We start from the raw sequence: 16,168 nt of genomic DNA, 5'->3' as shown, positions 1-16,168 counted from the left end.
AGCGTCAAATTTCCGACTCCCACAACCGGAGAAGGTACCGCAAGGATGTATCACCGGAGGGCTGCGCATCGCTCTCTCTGATGGCTCCGGGGGGACGACCATCGAACCTTGGCCGGGCACGGCTGCCGGCCAGACCCTTGGACATCTGGGAGGACGTGCGATGACCGATGGTGCCGAACGACCGGGCGTGCGGGCCGATGATCACGCCCCGAAGACCCCCTGCTGGAGCTGCGGCTCCTGCGGCGACGAATGGCCGTGCGCGACGAAACGCAGCCGGCTGCTGGCCGAGTACGGCAGTGACCGGGCAATGCTCAGCGTCTATCTGGGGTCCTGCCTCGCCGCCGCCACGGAGGATCTGCGCGCTGCCCCGGTGATGTCACTGCAGAGCCGGTTCATCGGCTGGCTGCCACGCGGTCGCCGGCGCGCCTGAGCGCTGGTGGCCCCGCCGTCGGGCGGGGCCACCAGCGGGGCCGGGCGTCGTTCAGCGCCGCCGGGGTCGTCGGGTCACCGCGAAACCGACCACGCCGGCCACCGCGGCGAGCACGCCGCCGATGCTGGTCCAGACCCAGCGCGAGCCGAGGTCCGGCAACCAGTCCGCGAGCGGGTCGCTCTCGTCGTCGGCTTCCGGGTCCACCGGGGGTACGGCGTTGAGCACCGTGCCCGCCTTGGTGTTCGGCACCAGCGGTGCGGCCAACTCACCGTCGTCGGCCGAGGAACCCCGGTCGGCGATGGTGCCCACCAGCAGGTCCACGTCGATCGGCGCACCCAGATCCGACTCCGGCAGATCGGTCACGGAGAGCCGGACGACGTACGTGCCGGGCAGCGGGTCGGCCGACCAGGGCTCGGCCCACGGCCGCACCTCGCGCAGGGTGCAGCCCAGCGCCACGCTCGTCGCCTTCGCGTCCACGGTGGGGGTCTGCGCCCCCGCGGTGCACGCCTGGCGCCGCCGCAACCCGTCGAAGACGTCGACCGTCCAGGTGGAGGGGCCGCTGCGTCCCTTCGGGAAGGTGACGGTGGCGCTGACCTCCCGCACCTGACCGGCGGTCGCCGGCAACGACCAGTAGAGGTGGTCACCGATCGAGGCGTCCACCCGCACCGGTTGCCCGGCGGAGATCGGGGTGGCGCTGAGGAACGACGTACCGGCCCGGTTCACCGGGGTGGCCCCGGGGGAGGGGGTCGGCGCGGCGACGGCCGTGGCCGGGAGCAGCGCGGCCCCGCCGGCGGCGAGCAGCGCCGCCAGCGAACGCAACAGTGCGGTACGCATCAGTTCTCCCTCCAGGTGGCAACCCACCAGCGGGTGAGCAGGCCGGCGAGTAGACCGGTGAGCAGCCCGGCGACGGTGAGCAGGGCGAGCAGCACCCAACCCCGGCCGAGGTCCGGTCCGTCCGGCGCGGGGGCGGCGGCGACCACGTCGACTGTCAACTCCACGGGCATGCCCGGGGTCGCCGCGGTGCCGGGGCGCGGGGCGAACGAGTTGCTCACCACCAGGCAGACGGTGGTGGGTTCGACGACCGGGTTGGCGGTCTCCTCGGCTTGCGCGGCATCCTCGTCGTCGGCGGTGGCGGACCAGCGCAACCCGGCGGAGAGCACGTCGGCCCGCCCGCTTCCGGCGTCCGCGCCGCGGACCAGTTCCCGACCGTCCGCCGCGGTGGCCCGCAGCAACACCCCGTAGTCCCGGTTCACGGGGCGGTCCAGCGCCATGCTGACCGACGCGCGAAGCTCCTGCCCGGGGCGTACCGGCACCCGGTAGTAGCGGTGCTCGGAGAACGCCTCCCGGTCGGCGTAGACCCCGGGGGCGAGTAGCGGCGCCGAGTCGCAGGCGTTCGCGCCGCCGACGACTGTCGGCGCCCGGGTGTGGGTGTCGCCGGCCCGCTCGACGAGCTGCTTGATCCGGCCGGTCAGCTCCTCGGCGCTCTGGGCAGCGGTGTAGGTGCCGCCGGTCGCGCTGGCGATGCAGAGCAGTTGCCGCCGGACCTTCTCGTCGGGGGCCAGACCGAGGGTGTCGACGACCAGGCTGGTGCCCTGGGCGGCCAGTTCCCGGGCCACCTCGCACGGGTTCGGCGGGGCGCAGGTGTCCTCGCCGTCGGTGATCAGCACGATCCGCCGGGTGGTGGCCCCGGTGCCCAGGTCCTGTGCGGCCGAGCGCAGGGCGAGGCCGACGGGTGTGAAGCCGGTCGGCCGCAGTGTCGCCACCGCGGCCTTGGCGGCGGCACGGTCCACCGGACCGACCGGCACGATCTGCTGGGTGTCCTGGCAGCCGACCTGCTTGTCCTTGCCGCGGTAGGTCGCCCCGAGCACCCGGATGCCGAGCTGGGTCTCCTCCGGCAGCGCGTCCACGACCTCGTTGAAGGCCTGCTGGGCGACCGAGATCCGACTGCGTCCGTCGATGTCGGCGGCGCGCATCGAGCCGCTGACGTCGAGCACGAGCTCGACCCGGGGAGGCTCCGGCGCCTGTTCCTCGTCTGCCCGCGCCGGGGCCGGCCCGGTCAGCGCGGTGGTCGCCAACAGTCCGAGAAGGACAGCCGCCGATCGTCTGAAGTTGATCACGGCCCGCAGTGTAATGAGATCCACTTTGGATGATCACCCGGGTTGGTGCGGGTTCCAGTCCTGCCCGTCCCGCCCGAACCGACGACCACCCCTGGTCGATCGACATCGCGCTCTGGGTCCACTCCGGGTCACCCTCGGTCAACTGCTCGACGGCAAGCATGGGTTCGGCCGCCATCGGTCGGAAATCTGACTTAAGTTGACCCGTTGTGCCGGTGGTGCGCGGTGGTTAAGCTCTTCATGCGCGCCCCAATCGCCCGCTTCCCCCGTGGCAGGCGATCGGGGCGCGCGTCTATGTCAGAAGGGCCCGCACGCTTCGGCGTGCGGGCCCTTCTCCGTCGCGCTGTGCGGCGCGTCGCCTGTCGGTGCTTATATCCACCGACCGTCGAGCCACATCCGCGACAACCAGTCCGCGTACGGGATGTTCTTGCCGACGAAGATCGGATAGAAGTACGCGAAGCAGAGCGCCACCAGCAGCACGTACGCCCCGGCCGCGATGCTGCCCACCAGTCGGCGTTCGTAAGCCGGGTCGCCGGGCACCAGCGGCGCCACCGTGCCCACGTCACCCCCGGCGGGAGCGATCATCGCGCCCAGCACGTAGACCACGGCCAGCACCAGGAAGGGCAGCGCCGGAGCGGTGTAGAACGAGAACATCGTCCGGCCGTCGAGGGCGAACCAGAACCACGGCAGCAGCCCGGCGGCCACGCTGAGCAGGATCGCGCCGGCCCGCCAGTCGCGACGGGCCAGGCCCAGCCAGGCCAGCGCCGCCAGGGCGGGCAGGAACGACCACCAGAGCAGCGGAGTGCCCAGCAGCAGAATCTCGGAGGCGCAGCTCGGCGCGCCGCAGCCGACCTCCTGCGTCCAGTGGAACGCCACCGGGCGGCCGAGTAGCAACCACTGCCACGGCCACGACTGGTATTTGTGCGCATCGTCGAGCTGGGCGTGGAAGCCGTACGCCGCCCGGTGGTACTCGTAGAGGTTGATCAGCGGGCCGATCACCGGGCGGTCACTGAGGTGGGCGGCCGGGTAGGCCGACGCGAGCCGGTAGTAGCCGTCGTCGGTGATCAGCCAACCCGACCAGGTGGCGAGATAGGTGCCGATCATGAGCACGCCGGCCAGCAGCAGCCAGGGCAGCTCGTCCAGCAGGGCGTCCCGCCAGGGTCGGCGGGTCCCCGCCGACCGGCGGACGCCGACCTCCCAGAGGAGGACCAGCAGCGCGAAGGCCGGGACGAAATACAGTGCGCTCCACTTCACCGCGCAGGCGCACCCGATCAGAACCCCGGCGGCCAGCCGCCACCACGGCCAGGTGCGCCAACCGGTCGGCGGGCGCCCGGCCCGGCCCGGCTGGCTCGGGTCGAGCCCGTCGTCCAGGGCCCGCGCCCAGCGGCGACGGCGGGCGTCCCGATCGAGCACCAACGCGCCGAACGCGGCCAGCACGAAGAACAGCAGGAAGATGTCGAGCAGCGCCGTGCGGGACAGCACCAGGTGGAAGCCGTCCAGGGCGAGCAGCAGGCCGGCGGCGCAGCCGAGCACCGTCGAGCGGAACAACCGCCGACCGATGCGGACCAGCAGCAACACCGACAGGGTGCCGACCACGGCCGCCGAGAACCGCCAGCCGAGCTCCGGTGCGGCGGTGACCAGGTGCCCGGGGACGGAGACCTTCGAGTCGGCGTCCTGGTAGCCGAAGGCCCACTCGCCGAGGCCGATCAGCCACTTGCCCAGCGGCGGGTGCACGACGTACGACGGGCCGTTGTCCTTGTAGTTCCATTCGACGCCCCGGCTGATCAGCCCGTAGCCGTCCTTGGCGTAGTACGTCTCGTCGAAGATCTTGCCCTTGATGTTTGTCAGCCCGACGAAACGCAGGATCGCCGCGATGGCCACCACCACCGCTGTGGCCGCCCAGGAGAACCGGTCCAGTTGGGTGTCGACGGTGGCGAACCGTCGCCGGATCCTCTCGGGCGCACCGCCGGCACCGGCAGGTGGTGCCGTCGGCTCCTGGTTGGGACTGGGCTCGCCCGTCACCTCGACCATCTTGGCAGGATCGGCGCTCGGGCTCTGCGCTGTCGACGCACTCGTCACCCGGCGATCGTAGGCTGCCAAGGTGCCCGGTGGCGCCCGTCGTCCCCGATACCGGTATCAGCTGTCGATGAAGGAGACGAATTCGTGGGTGAAATGTCCGAAGCTGGGCGCCTGATCCTGCTCGGTGCCCCGCTCGGCAACCCCGCCGACGCCTCGGCCCGGCTGCGGGAGGTGCTGGTCAGCGCCGACGTGGTGGCGGCCGAGGACACTCGCCGGCTCACCCGGCTGGCCCGCGATCTCGACATCACCGTCGGCGGTCGGATCGTCTCCTACTTCGAGGGCAACGAGGAGCGGCGTACGCCCGAGCTGGTCGAGGTCATCCTCGGCGGGTACGTGGTGGCCCTGGTGACCGACGGGGGGATGCCGAGCGTCTCCGACCCCGGCTACCGGCTGGTCCGGGCCGCGTTGGACGTCGGCGCGCCGGTCACCGTCGCTCCCGGGCCGAGCGCGGTGACCACCGCGCTGGCGGTGTCCGGGCTGCCCTGCGACCGGTTCTGCTTCGAGGGCTTCCTGCCCCGCACTCCCGGCGCCCGCCGGTCCCGGCTGCGCGCGCTCGCCGCCGAGGAGCGCACGCTCGTCTTCTTCGAAGCCCCGCACCGGATCGGCGCGGCGCTCACCGACCTGGCCGACACGTTCGGCGCGGATCGGCCGGCCGCGCTCTGCCGCGAGCTCACCAAGACCTACGAGGAGGTGCTCCGCCGTCCCCTCGGCGAGCTGGCCCGGTGGGCCACCGAGGGAGACCCGCGCGGTGAGATCACCCTGGTGGTGGCCGGGGCACCGGTGACCGCCCCGGAACGCCCCGACGACGACACCCTGCGCGCGGCGGTCGCCGAGCGGGAGGCCGCCGGCCGGTCGCGCCGCGACGCCATCACCGACGTCGCCACCGAGTACGCGCTGCGCCGCCGGGACGTCTACACGATCGTGCACAGCTGACCGAGGCTCTCCCACGTCGCGCGGAAGCCCGGGTTCACCAGGCGGCGGCCAGGAAGCCGACGGTGATCAGCGTCGGCCCGGCGACGGCGACGGCCACGGCCCAGCGGCGGTGCCGGCGGCCGGGCAGCCGCGCCGACCCGGTCCACCGCACGATGCCGACGGTGCAGCCCAGCATCACCAGCAGGCCGGGTAGCCAGCGCAGGTGCCGGCCCACTCCGGTGTCCGCGTACGCGGTGCCGCCGTCGGGGCCGGTCATCCGGGCCGACAGCGGCGTACCTGGGGCGTCCCCTCCGGCGGGCACGCCGCCGACCCGGACACCGTGTGCGATGAACCGCCCGTCCTCGGCCGTGAAGATCCCCCGGCACCGCTGGGTGAGCCCGCCGCCGGTGCAGTCGGTGATCACCACCGTGCCCGGCCGGGCGTGCCCGACCGCGAGCCAGAACGGGCCGGCACTGACCCAGGCGAAGAAGGCCGTGACCAGGGTTAGTGCCACAAGCGCGGCGAGTCCGGGCAGCGGATCCGGCGGTGGGACGGCACGGCTGGGTGCTCGGCGCCCCGCCGGTCGTGAGCCGCGGTCGCGCTCCGGCGACGGGTCCTCCCGGACCGGGGTGCCGTCCCAGTGCACCTGCTCGATCGGTGCCCAGAAGGCGCCGTCGTCGTCGTCCGGCAGGTCGCTGCCGGGCTGGCGGCCCCGCTGCCGGCGGCTCTGCTGCCGGACGGGCACCCGACTCGGCACGGCGTCCACCGGCGCCCCGGTGGTCGGCTCCACCTCGACGGCGTCCGAGCCCGGTGCCGAGGCGGGGGCCGTGCCGGCCGGGGGGCCCGGTGGACCGGGTCGGGCTGGGCTGGGCACCGGTGCGGCCGGGGTCGGACGGACCGGCGTCGGCGTCGCCGGCGTGGGGCGGGCCGGTGGGCCGGCCCTGCCCGCCGGTGTGGGCCGCTGCGCACCGGAGTCGACGCCGGGCACCAGCCGGGGTTGCGGCGCGACCCCGGCACCGCGGGGCGCGGCAGGCTCGCTGCCGGGGTCGCCGCCGACCGCCGGGCCGCTGGGACGGTCCTCGTGGTCCCACGCCGCTCGTCTGCCAGTCACGAGGTTCATTGCACACCGACCGGGAGGGCGGAACGGGCAGTTGAGGCGCGTGTCGGCGACAAATCGGACCAAAGGCCGGGGTGGTTGGGCCGGTCCGCTTGGCCGGGCACCCCCCATTGGTTCGCGGACGCCCCGGACGGGTCACTAGGCTTGCTGCTCATGAGTCACGTTCTCGCGGCAGTGGCCTGGCCGTACGCCAACGGCCCCCGCCACATCGGCCACGTCTCCGGTTTCGGCGTTCCCTCCGACGTCTTCGCCCGGTACATGCGGATGGCCGGCCACGACGTGCTCATGGTCTCCGGCACCGACGAGCACGGCACCCCGATCCAGGTGCAGGCCGATGCCGACGGGGTGACCCCGCGCGAGCTGGCCGACCGGTACAACAGGGTGATCGTCGAGGACCTGCACGGCCTCGGGCTCTCCTACGACCTGTTCACCCGCACCACCACCCGCAACCACTACGCGGTGGTGCAGGAGTTGTTCGAGGGGATGTACCGCAACGGCTACATCGTGCCGAAGACCACCATGGGCGCGATCTCGCCGTCCACCGGGCGCACCCTGCCCGACCGGTACATCGAGGGCACCTGCCCGATCTGTGGGTACGACAGCGCCCGCGGCGACCAGTGCGACAACTGCGGCAACCAGCTCGACCCGATCGACCTGATCGACCCGAAGTCGCGGATCAACGGGGAGACTCCGAAGTTCGTCGAGACCGAGCACTTCTTCCTGGACCTGCCCGCCCTGGCCGAGGTGCTGCGGCAGTGGCTGGACACCCGGGACGGGTGGCGGCCCAACGTGCTGCGGTTCTCCCGCAACCTGCTCGACGACCTCCAGCCCCGGGCGATCACCCGCGACCTGGAGTGGGGCGTGCCCATCCCGCTGGACGGCTGGCGCGACCGGCCGGACAAGCGGATCTACGTCTGGTTCGACGCGGTGATCGGCTACCTGTCCGCCTCCATCGAGTGGGCCCGCCGCTCCGGCGACCCGGAGGCGTGGCGCAAGTGGTGGTCGACTGACGCGGAGGGCAAGGACTCGCGCTCCTACTACTTCATGGGCAAGGACAACATCGTCTTCCACTCGGTGATCTGGCCGGCGCTGCTCTCCGGATACTCCGGCGAGGGCTCCCGCGACGGTGAGCCGGGCGAGTTGGGCCGGCTCAACCTGCCCACCGAGGTGGTCTCCAGCGAATACCTGACCATGGAGGGGCGCAAGTTCTCCTCGTCCCGCAAGGTGGTCATCTACGTTCGCGACTTCCTGGAGCGCTACGACGCCGACGCGCTGCGCTACTTCATCGCCGCCGCCGGCCCGGAGAGCAACGACACCGACTTCACCTGGGCCGAGTTCCTGCGCCGCAACAACGACGAGCTGGTCGCCGGCTGGGGCAACCTGGTCAACAGGTGTGTGTCGATGGCGGCGAAGAACTTCGGTGCGATCCCGCCGGTCGACCCGGCCGGGCTCACCGAGGCCGACGAGGCGCTGCTCGCGGCGGCCCGCACCGGTTTCACCACGGTCGGTGACCTGATCGGCCGGCACCGGCAGAAGCAGGCCATCGGCGAGGCCATGAAGGTGGTCGCCGAGGCCAACAGGTACCTCTCCGAGCAGGCGCCCTGGAAGCTCAAGGACGAGGCGGACAAGCCCCGGATGGGCACCATCCTGCACGTCGCACTCCAGGTGATCAGCGACGCCAACACGCTGCTCACGCCGTTCCTGCCGCACTCCGCGCAGCAGGTGCACGAGCTGCTCGGCGGCACCGGCGTGCACGCGCCGATGCCGGTCATCGAGCAGGTCGACGACCTCGACGGCGGCCCGGCGTACCCGGTGCTGACCGGGGACTACACGGTCGGCGCGCGCTGGGAGTCGGTGTCGATCGAGGCGGGCCGGCCGTTGGTCACGCCGAAGCCGGTGTTCCGCAAGCTCGACCCGTCGATCGTCGACGAGGAGTTGGCCCGGCTGGCCGACTGAACGCCCGACCCCCGGTCGGCAGGACATCCTGTCGACCGGGGGCCGTCACATCGCGTACCGGGTGTCCATCACCTGGTCGTCGGTGACCTCGGCACCCGGTGCCCAGGCCTCGTAGATGCCCCGTTCGTGGCACTGCGCGCCGGTCGTCAGCACCGCGTCCGGGTTCGGGTGGCGCAGCCGCACCCGCAGCCAGCCGGCCTCCTCCCGCAGCACCAGGCACGGCACGCCCCGCCACTGGGCGAACCGGACCCGGCGGGCCACCGCGCTGACCGGATAACGGGCCGCCCGGGTCATCGCCAACACCCGGAACCCGCCGGGCAGGTCGGCCACCGCCTCGTACTCGGTGTCGCCGTAGAGCCCCACCAACTGGGTGGAGCGCGGCGCGTCGGCGTTCGGCACGTACTCCTGGTCCGGGGAGAGGCCCGGCACCGCGGCCAGCAGGTGCCGCCACTGCGGTCCCACCATCCGTAGCCACCCGCGCTGCTCGGCCTGGTAGGTGTAGAGCACCACCTCTTCCCCCTGGGCCGGGTAGGCGAGCAGGGCGGCGTTCGCCGGCATCGGCAGGTCGGCGAAGTCACGGGTGACGAACTCCGGGATGAGCTGACCGTTGCTCGGCACGAAGCCCGTGCCCAGCACCGGCGCACCGAGCCGGTCTCGGGAGGCCAACGCGGTCAGGCCGCGGTGCGCCTCGCCCGCCGGCACGTCGTAGTCGCCCGGGTCGGACGCCCGCCAGCGCAACGCGTACGTCACCTCCGGGCCGTCCCGGCCGACCTCACCGTCGGTGCGCAACACCGTCGTCGCCGCCGGCGTACGCAGATGCGCCACGTCGTGTTCGCGGTAGCAGAAGCCGTGCGGCAGCCAGCCCCGCAGGTACCCGGCGACCTGCTGGGTGGAGAGCACCTTCACCATCCGGGTGCCCCGCCGGACCACCGCCGACGCCCGTGCCGCGACCAGCGTCGGGTCTCCCGCCGCGGCCGGCTGCTGGCTGAGCTGGTGCAGGTACGCCCAACCCCGCTCGCGGTGCGCCGGCACCATCAGCGGTGTCTCCGGCTCGTCGGAGGGCTCGCCCGCGCCGTGCACCGCGGTCACCTCGGTGACGTGCACGAACCGCCGCCACGGCAGGGCGCTGCCCGGTCGGGGCGCCCACTCGAAGCCGGCTACCTCGTCGGCGCTGAACAACTCGTACGCGGCGCCTCGGGCGATCTCCTCGGCCGGGTAGACGCCACCGCCGAACGCCACGTGCAGCCCGGTGCGTTCGCCGGCCGCGCCGACCTGAGGGGTGACGCTCATGCTGCCACCTCCCCCTGTTCGGTTCGCTGTCTCACGCCACCGCCTCGCTGCGCTCGGCAGCGGCGTGAGACGCCGGGCTGCTGTGCCACCTGGTTCGCTCGCTGCACTCGCTCACGCCACCGCCTCGCTGCGCTCGGCCGCGCTCGCTCACGCGGCGACGGTAGAGTCGCGCGGCGTAGTCGGGGTGAACGTCGGGTGGCGGGCAGATGGACAGGCCCGGTGTGTGATGCTGTGGCTGATGAGCGAGCCCACTGAATCCCGTCGCGAGCGTGCCGCCCGGCGGGCCGGAGAGTTTCCGCCCGCCCCCGAGCCGCTGCCCCGGCCGGTGCTGGACAGCCACACCCACCTGGACATCACGGTCAGTGAGGCGGGTGTGCCCGGTGGCGGGCCGGCCGACGACCCGGTCGGCGTGGCGATCGCGTTGGCCGGCAAGGTCGGCGTGGACCGGCTGGTCCAGGTGGGGGTGGATGTCGCCTCCTCGCGATGGAGTGCGGACACCGCCGAGGCGTATCCCGCCGTGTTGGCCACCGTGGCGCTGCACCCCAACGAGGCGCCCCGGCTGACCGACCTCGACGAGGCACTGCGGGCGATCGAGTCGCTGGCCGCCCGCGACCGGGTCCGGGGGATCGGCGAGACCGGCATGGACTTCTTCCGCACCGGGGACGAGGGGCGTGCCGCGCAGGAAGCGAGCTTCCGGGCGCACATCGCCATCGCCAAGCGGTACGGCAAGACGCTCGTCATCCACGACCGGGACGCACACGCCGACGTGCTGCGGATCCTCGACGACGAGGGTGCCCCGGACACGGTGGTGCTGCACTGCTTCTCCGGTGACGCCGAGTTCGCCCGCGAGTGCGTCCGCCGGGGTTACCTGCTCAGCTTCGCCGGCACCGTCACCTTCGGCAGCGCCGCCGCCCTGCGCGAGGCCGCCGCGCTCACCCCGGTGGACCAGATCCTGGTGGAGACCGACGCCCCGTACCTCACCCCGACGCCGTACCGGGGCCGGCCGAACGCGTCGTACCTGATCCCGCTCACCGTCCGCGCGCTCGCCGCGACCACCGGCAGCGACCTGGACGAGCTGTGCGCGGCCATCTCCGCCACCGGTGACCGGGCCTTCGGCCCGTGGTGAGCCCGGCCCGACGGTCGGCCCCGACCCCGTCGCTACGCTGCCCGGCATGACCGGTCTCCTCGGCCCGGCGGAGATCCGGGAACTCGCCGCCCGGCTGGGCGTCGCGCCCACCAAGAAGCTGGGCCAGAACTTCGTGCACGACCCGAACACCGTGCGCCGGATCGTCACCGCCGCCGGGCTGACCCCCGACGACGTGGCGCTGGAGGTCGGCCCCGGGCTCGGTTCGCTGACCCTGGGGTTGCTGCCGGTCGCCGGGCACGTACACGCCGTGGAGATCGACCCGGTGCTCGCCGGGGCGCTGCCGGAGACCGTCGCCCGGCACGCCGACGCGGACGCCGACCGGCTCACCGTGCACCGCGCCGACGCGCTGCGCATCGCCGCCGCCGACGTGGCCGACCCCGCACCGACGGCGCTGGTGGCGAACCTGCCCTACAACGTGGCCGTGCCGGTGGTGCTGCATCTGCTCGCCGTGCTGCCCACCCTGCGGCACGGCCTGGTGATGGTGCAGAAGGAGGTCGCCGACCGGCTCGTCGCCGGTCCCGGCTCCAAGGTGTACGGCATCCCGTCGGTCAAGCTCGCCTGGTACGCCCACGCCCGAGGTGCCGGCAAGGTGCCGCCGAACGTGTTCTGGCCGGTGCCCAACGTCGACTCCGGCCTGGTCGCCTTCACCTGCCACGAACCACCCCGCACCGACGTGGGGCGGGAGCAGGTCTTCGCCGTGGTCGACGCGGCGTTCGCGCAGCGCCGCAAGACGCTGCGCGCCGCCCTGGCCGGCTGGGCCGGTGGCCCGGACCGGGCCGCCGCCGCGCTCACCGCGGCCGGTGTCGACCCCGGCGCCCGGGGGGAGTCACTGACCGTCGAGCAGTTCGCCGCCATCGCCGCGTCGGCTCCGGCCGGTAAGCGGGCCGCGAAGTAGGCTGACGCCGTGCCCGCCGAGGAGGTGTACGAGTGACCGCGGATGCTTTGCCCCCGCCGCGCGACCGCTGGTCCGGTCCGGACCTCTGGCGCCAGAGGCTCGGCAACTACACCGTCGAAGACGTGCTCTCCCTGCCCGATGACGCTCCCCGGGTGGAGCTACGCGACGGAGTCATGATCGTGGTCCCCTCCCCGACGTTCGGCCATCAGAAGATCAGCGGCCTGCTCTGGAATTGGCTGAGGCAACATTCGCCGAAGGGGATGGAGCCCAGCTTCGCCACAGGCGTCATGGTCGGCGTCGACCAGACCTTTGAGCCTGACGTCATGCTGCTCGCGGCCGAGACGATCAACTATGACAGCCACTACTCGACCGCTGAGCCCGTGATTCTGGTTGTCGAGGTCGTCTCCCGCAGCACGCGTCGGCGGGACCGGCTGGAGAAGCCGGCCGACTACGCCGATGCCGGGATCCCGCACTACTGGCGGATCGAGCAGAATCCGGTGCACGTGTACGCGTACGACCTGGTCGACGGCCGGTACGAGCTGGCCGCCGACTCCGCCGAGGAGCTGATCGTGGCCAAGCCGTTCGACATCCGCCTGCACGTACGGGACATCACTCCGTGACCGAGGCCTGGCGACCTGACGACGAGGACGAGCGGCGCGGGGCCATCGGGCCGGTGAAGGTCCGGGTGCCCGCGAAGGTCAACCTGCACCTCGGGGTGGGCCCGCTGCGCCGGGACGGCTACCACGAGCTGAACACCGTCTACCACGCCATCTCGATCTACGACGAGCTGACGGCCCGCCGGGGCGACACGCTCGCCCTGACCATGGAGGGCGAGGGCACCGGCGAGTTGGCGCTGGACGACACCAACCTGGTGATCCGCGCCGCGCACGCCCTCGCCGGGTACGCGGGCGTGCTGCCACACGCCCGACTGCACCTGCGCAAGCAGATCCCGCTCGCCGGTGGGCTGGCCGGTGGCAGCGCCGACGCGGCCGCCGCACTGGTGGCCTGCGACGCGCTCTGGGGCACCGGGCTGTCCCGCGACGAGTTGGCCGGGATCGCCGCCGACCTCGGCTCCGACGTGCCGTTCCTGATCTACGGCGGCACCGCGCTGGGCACCGGCCGGGGCGAGGCGGTCAGCCCGGTGCTGGTCCGCCCCACCTCCTGGCACTGGGTGGTGGCGATCGCCGACGTCGGCCTGTCCACCCCGGCCGCGTACCGGGAGTTGGACCGGCTCCGCGACTCCGGTGCCGCCGGTGCCCCGCTGGGCAGCACCGATGCGCTGTTGGGCGCGTTGCGCCAACGTGACCCCCGGGTGCTGGCCCGGACGCTCGGCAACGACCTGCAGGACGCCGCGCTGGCCATCCGTCCGGCGTTGGCCGACACGCTCAAGGCCGGCGAGGCGGCCGGCGCGCTCACCGGCATCGTCTCCGGCTCCGGGCCGACCTGCGTGTTCCTCGCCGCCGACGCGGCCGACGCGGAGCGGATCGCCGCCGAGCTGACCGCCGCTGGCGTGTGCCGTCAGGCGCGGGTCGCGCGCGGTCCGGTCGCCGGCGCTCGCGTCGGCTGACCGCACGTCCCGGCGGGCCGGCGGGCGCGCGGCGCGGGCAGCGCGGGCGTCCGCGTACCCTTGGGTCAGGCGTCCAGGTGCCCGCCGGCACCCGGACGCCTTGATCATGAAGGGTGGAACGTGGCGAACATCGTCAATCTGGACCGGGTGTCCAAGGGGTACGGCGCCGCGGGGCGGCTACTCACGGACGTCTCGCTCGGCCTGGACGACGCCGACCGGATCGGCGTGGTCGGCCTCAACGGCGCCGGCAAGTCCACCCTGCTGCGGCTGCTCACCAAGCAGGAGGACCCCGACGACGGCCGGGTCACCCACCGCCGTGACCTCCGCGTGCTCTGGCTGCCGCAGCAGCTCACCCTCGCTCCCGAAGCCACCGTCCGGGATGTCGTGCTCGGCACCGCCTGGCTGGCCGAGGGCATGGGCGCCGAGCACGAGTGGGCCGGCGACGCCGGGGTGCGGGCCATCCTCGACGGCCTCGGCATGCCGCACCTCGGCCTGGACCAGCCGGTCGGCCCGATGTCCGGTGGCGAACGGCGCCGGGTGGCACTCGCCGCGCTGCTCGTGCGCGACTCCGACCTGCTCATCCTCGACGAGCCCACCAACCATCTCGACGTCGGCGGTGTCGACTGGCTGGCCCGGCACCTGGTCGGGCGCAAGGGCGCCCTGGTCGTGGTCACCCACGACAGGTGGTTCCTGGACGCGGTCTGCACCTACACCTGGGAGGTCGCCGACCAGACCGTCCGCGCCTACGAGGGTGGCTTCGCCGCCTGGACCCTCGCCCGCGCCGAACGCGATCGTGTCGCCGCCGCGACCGAGGCTCGCCGGCAGAACCTGCTCCGCAAGGAGATCGCCTGGCTGCGCCGTGGGCCGCCGGCCCGGACCTCCAAGCCCCAGTTCCGCATCGACGCCGCGAACGCGCTGATCGCCGACGTGCCGCCGGCCCGCGACACCATGTCGCTCCAGCGCATGGCCACCTCCCGGCTCGGCAAGCAGGTGTACGAGCTGGAGAACGTCGAGCTGCACGCCGGCCCCAAGGAGATCCTGCGCGACGTCACCTGGCTGGTCGGCCCCGGTGACCGGATCGCCATCCTCGGCGCCAACGGCGCCGGCAAGACCACGCTGTTGCGGATGCTGGCCGGCATCACCCGCCCCGACGGTGGCCGCCTCGGCACCGGCTCCACCGTGCGGCCCGCGTTCCTCTCCCAGGAGCTCAGCGAGCTGCCCGGCCACCTGCGGGTGCTCGAAGCCGTCGAGGAGGTCGCCCGCCGGGTGCAGCTCGGCGACCGGGAGGTCTCCGCCGCGCAACTCGCCGAGGTGTTCGGCTTCGACGACCGCCGGCTCTGGACCCCGGTCAGTGACCTCTCCGGTGGGGAACGACGCCGGTTGCAGATGCTGCGGTTGCTGGCCGGCGAGCCCAACGTGCTGCTCTTCGACGAGCCCACCAACGACCTGGACACCGACACCCTCGCCGCGCTGGAGGACCTGCTCGACTCGTGGCCCGGCACGATCATCGTGGCGAGCCACGACCGCTACCTGATCGAGCGGGTCACCGACACGGCGTACGGGATGTTCGGCGACGGCCGGCTGGTGCACCTGCCCGGCGGTGTGGACGAATACCTCGCCCGGACCGCGGAGCGGGCCGGCCTTCCGCGGGCGGGCGGCACGTCGTCCGCCGCGCCCGCCGCCGCCTCGGGAGGTGGCATGTCCGCCGCCGAGGTCCGCCAGGCCCGCAAGGAGCTGACCCGGCTGGAACGGCAGCTCGGCAAGCTCGACCAGCGCGAGACCACGCTGCTCGACCAGCTCGCCGCGGACGCCACCGACTACGCCCGGGTAGCCGAGCTGGACACCCAGCTCAAGGATCTGCGCGCCGAGCGGGAGCGGATCGAGGAGACCTGGATGACGCTCGCCGAGGAGCTTCCGGAGAGCTGACCGGGCCGGACGCACCAGCCCGGGGGCCGTGTGCGGCGTCACACCGCCACATGCGGGACAATCGTCGGCGACACCTACCCCACGGCGTTGGAGACTCAGACATGGCCCACACCCCCGTCAACCACCCCGCGCGGCCGATCTACCGGGCGATCGGCGGGCTGACCGGTCTGTACCTGGTGGTCTTCGGTGTGCTCAGCATCATCGCGAGCACCGGCAACGAGATCCTCGCCCAGGACGACACCCGGGTCCTCGGTCAGGGCACGAACCTCGGCCTCGGGCTGCTCAGCGTGCTGCTCGGGCTCGTCGTGCTGGTCGGCACCGCGCTCGGCCGCAACATCGACGTGGCGATCAACCAGTGGCTGTCGTACGCCCTGATGGTGATCAGCCTGGCCAGCCTCGCCTTCATCCGGACCGACGCCAATGTCCTCAACTTCAGCATCGTCACCGTCATCGTCGCGATGACCGTCGCCCTGGTGCTGCTGATGGTCGGCATGTACGGCAAGGTCGGTTCGGAGGAGGAGGCGGAGGCGTTCCACAAGGCTCGGCTGGTTCTCTGATTTTTGGTTACGGTCGTGGGTTTTCGCCGGAGCCCGAGCTGCTCCGGGCGGTCAGGCTTGATTCCTGCGCAGCTCGGGCTCCGGCGAAAACCTGACCTGGGCCAGCCATTCGACGGACCCTTTCCGGCTTTCTGGTTCTTCGGACAGTTGGCTCTGCCTTGGGTGACAATTCCCCCTG

Annotated in this window: 14 protein-coding genes; 9 read left to right on the top strand and 5 right to left on the bottom strand. The window is 72.7% G+C overall.

What is annotated here, in order from left to right; genetic code table 11:
* The first annotated feature begins 160 nt into the window (after positions 1–160).
* The gene (locus AB0B57_RS27335; protein ID WP_357075701.1) at positions 161–430 is read left to right on the top strand and encodes a hypothetical protein; all 270 of its coding nucleotides are present in this window, start codon (positions 161–163) and stop codon (positions 428–430) included.
* A 51-nt stretch (positions 431–481) separates the two neighbouring features.
* Here AB0B57_RS27335 and AB0B57_RS27330 read toward each other — a convergent pair whose 3' ends face one another.
* From AB0B57_RS27330 to AB0B57_RS27320, 3 genes are all read right to left on the bottom strand, one after another.
* The gene (locus AB0B57_RS27330; protein WP_357075699.1) at positions 482–1,264 is read right to left on the bottom strand and encodes a peptidase; all 783 of its coding nucleotides are present in this window, start codon (positions 1,262–1,264) and stop codon (positions 482–484) included.
* Positions 1,264–2,547, bottom strand: coding sequence for a VWA domain-containing protein (locus tag AB0B57_RS27325; protein WP_357075696.1), 1,284 nt, complete (start codon positions 2,545–2,547; stop codon positions 1,264–1,266). The genes AB0B57_RS27330 and AB0B57_RS27325 overlap by 1 nt, the downstream gene beginning before the upstream one ends.
* 366 nt (positions 2,548–2,913) lie before the next feature.
* On the bottom strand, positions 2,914–4,623 hold the full coding sequence (locus AB0B57_RS27320) for a phospholipid carrier-dependent glycosyltransferase (RefSeq protein ID WP_357075693.1): 1,710 nt from the start codon (positions 4,621–4,623) through the stop codon (positions 2,914–2,916).
* Positions 4,624–4,707: 84 nt separating this feature from the next.
* On the opposite strand from AB0B57_RS27320, the gene rsmI reads away from it, so the two are divergent.
* Positions 4,708–5,556: a 16S rRNA (cytidine(1402)-2'-O)-methyltransferase gene (gene rsmI / locus AB0B57_RS27315; RefSeq protein ID WP_357075690.1), complete on the top strand. Its 849-nt coding sequence runs from the start codon at positions 4,708–4,710 to the stop codon at positions 5,554–5,556.
* A 34-nt stretch (positions 5,557–5,590) separates the two neighbouring features.
* Here rsmI and AB0B57_RS27310 read toward each other — a convergent pair whose 3' ends face one another.
* The gene (locus AB0B57_RS27310; RefSeq protein WP_357075688.1) at positions 5,591–6,646 is read right to left on the bottom strand and encodes a hypothetical protein; all 1,056 of its coding nucleotides are present in this window, start codon (positions 6,644–6,646) and stop codon (positions 5,591–5,593) included.
* A 159-nt stretch (positions 6,647–6,805) separates the two neighbouring features.
* Here AB0B57_RS27310 and metG point away from each other — a divergent pair, with 159 nt between their 5' ends.
* Positions 6,806–8,608, top strand: a complete 1,803-nt coding sequence (gene metG / locus AB0B57_RS27305; protein WP_357075685.1) for a methionine--tRNA ligase — start codon at positions 6,806–6,808, stop codon at positions 8,606–8,608.
* A 45-nt stretch (positions 8,609–8,653) separates the two neighbouring features.
* Here the strand turns inward: metG and AB0B57_RS27300 are convergent, their stop codons facing one another.
* A complete protein-coding gene (locus AB0B57_RS27300; RefSeq protein ID WP_357075682.1) occupies positions 8,654–9,898 on the bottom strand; it encodes a hypothetical protein in 1,245 nt (414 codons plus the stop codon).
* Between the two features lie 226 nt (positions 9,899–10,124).
* Between AB0B57_RS27300 and AB0B57_RS27295 the strand changes: the two genes are divergently transcribed.
* The 6 genes from AB0B57_RS27295 to AB0B57_RS27270 all read left to right on the top strand — a co-directional run bounded on the left by AB0B57_RS27295 (position 10,125) and on the right by AB0B57_RS27270 (position 15,990).
* Positions 10,125–11,024: a TatD family hydrolase gene (locus AB0B57_RS27295; protein ID WP_357075679.1), complete on the top strand. Its 900-nt coding sequence runs from the start codon at positions 10,125–10,127 to the stop codon at positions 11,022–11,024.
* A gap of 46 nt (positions 11,025–11,070) precedes the next feature.
* Positions 11,071–11,940 carry a 16S rRNA (adenine(1518)-N(6)/adenine(1519)-N(6))-dimethyltransferase RsmA gene (gene rsmA, locus AB0B57_RS27290; RefSeq protein ID WP_357075676.1) on the top strand — a complete coding sequence of 290 codons (870 nt, stop codon included), beginning with the start codon at positions 11,071–11,073 and terminating at the stop codon, positions 11,938–11,940.
* A 32-nt stretch (positions 11,941–11,972) separates the two neighbouring features.
* Entirely contained in the window at positions 11,973–12,560 is a 588-nt protein-coding gene (locus tag AB0B57_RS27285; RefSeq protein WP_357075673.1) for a Uma2 family endonuclease, read from the top strand.
* Entirely contained in the window at positions 12,557–13,507 is a 951-nt protein-coding gene (locus AB0B57_RS27280) for a 4-(cytidine 5'-diphospho)-2-C-methyl-D-erythritol kinase (protein WP_357075670.1), read from the top strand. The genes AB0B57_RS27285 and AB0B57_RS27280 overlap by 4 nt, the downstream gene beginning before the upstream one ends.
* A 120-nt stretch (positions 13,508–13,627) precedes the next feature.
* Complete coding sequence (locus AB0B57_RS27275; protein WP_357075667.1) at positions 13,628–15,433, top strand: ABC-F family ATP-binding cassette domain-containing protein; 1,806 nt, start codon at positions 13,628–13,630, stop codon at positions 15,431–15,433.
* A gap of 101 nt (positions 15,434–15,534) precedes the next feature.
* Entirely contained in the window at positions 15,535–15,990 is a 456-nt protein-coding gene (locus AB0B57_RS27270) for a DUF4383 domain-containing protein (RefSeq protein ID WP_357075664.1), read from the top strand.
* Positions 15,991–16,168: the final 178 nt, after the last annotated feature.

Source organism: Micromonospora sp. NPDC049101 (assembly GCF_040648675.1).
GTDB lineage: Bacteria > Actinomycetota > Actinomycetes > Mycobacteriales > Micromonosporaceae > Micromonospora.
The sequence above is the reverse complement of the archived record's forward strand: the minus strand, read 5'-3'. Positions and strand labels throughout refer to the sequence as shown.